Here is a 1,245-nt window from a genome sequence, read left to right on the forward strand (position 1 = left end):
CGCCACCTCGGCCACGTCGCCGATGGCGGTGACCACCACGCCGCTGGCCTTGGCGAAACCGTAGCTGAGGGCCGGCGCCGTCATGGCTTTGGCGGCGCGGCAGGCGAGGCCGGAGCAGCAGGGGGGGCGCCGGGCGGGGTGGTGCCCAGATAATCGCGCACCAGCGCGTCGAGACTGGTCTCGGCGCTGCCCTCGCGCCGGGCCTGTTCGGCGCGGACATATTGGTAACGCTGGCCGGCGATGGCGGCAGCGTCGGCGGCGCTGCGGATGATGGTCGGGCGGATGAACACCATCAGATTGGTCTTGGTGCGGTTGCGCGAGCGCGAACGGAACAGATTGCCGAGCAGCGGGATGTCACCCAGCAGCGGCACCTTCTCGATGGCGCGGCGCTCGTTCTCGTCGATGAGGCCGCCCAGCGCGATGATCTGGCCATCGTCCACCGTCACCGTGGTCGAGATCTCGCGCTTGTTGAGGATGAGATCGGGCACATTCTGGGTGACGACGGCGTTGGCGATGCTGCTCACCTCCTGGCGCAGCGCCAGCTTGATGGTGCCGCCGGCGTTGATCTGCGGCCGCACGTCGAGCGCGATGCCGATGTCCTGCCGCTGCACGGTGCGGAAGGCATTGTCGAAATTGTTCGACAGGGCCTGGCCGGTGGCAATGGGCACGTTCTGGCCAACGAGGATACGTGCCGGCTGGTTGTCGAGCGTGGTGACCGACGGGGTGGACAGCACGTTGGACGCGGTATCGGCCTTCACTGCATTGATCACGAAGCCGAACACGGCGCCCGAGCCGATGTCGCCGCCAAAGCCGAACTGGCCGCCGTTGGCATTCAACAGACTGTTCACCGCCGCCGTGCGCAGCTGCACCGTGGTGGCATTGTCCTGGCCATAGCGCTTCTCCGCCGCGATGGCGCCAGCCACCGCCAGCAGATTGGGCGCGGCGTTGGAGAAGTTGGTGACCGAGAAGGGGATGTTGCTGCCCCCAGTGCCTGACAGCAGGAACTGCACGCCCAGCCGCTGGGCGGCGATATCGGAAATCTCGACGATCACCGCTTCGACCAGCACCTGTTCGCGGCGCACGTCGAGCTGGCGGATCACCTCGCCCAGCCGGCGCTGCACGTCGGCAGGCGCAGCGATCACCACGGCGTTGGCGCCGTCATAGCGGGCGATCACCGCCTGGCCGCGCCCGATGGAGGCGCCGGGCACGAAACCCGAGGTGCCCAGCGAGCCCGTGCTGGCCGGC

General features: G+C 68.4%; 1 pseudogene. It reads right to left on the reverse strand.

Annotated features, from left to right (window positions below):
• Positions 1-80: 80 nt before the first annotated feature.
• Positions 81-1,245 (reverse strand): annotated as a pseudogene (locus GJV64_RS14610) (type II secretion system secretin GspD); the annotation flags it as partial.

Source organism: Sandarakinorhabdus rubra (genome assembly GCF_010994245.1).
GTDB lineage: Bacteria > Pseudomonadota > Alphaproteobacteria > Sphingomonadales > Sphingomonadaceae > Sandarakinorhabdus > Sandarakinorhabdus rubra.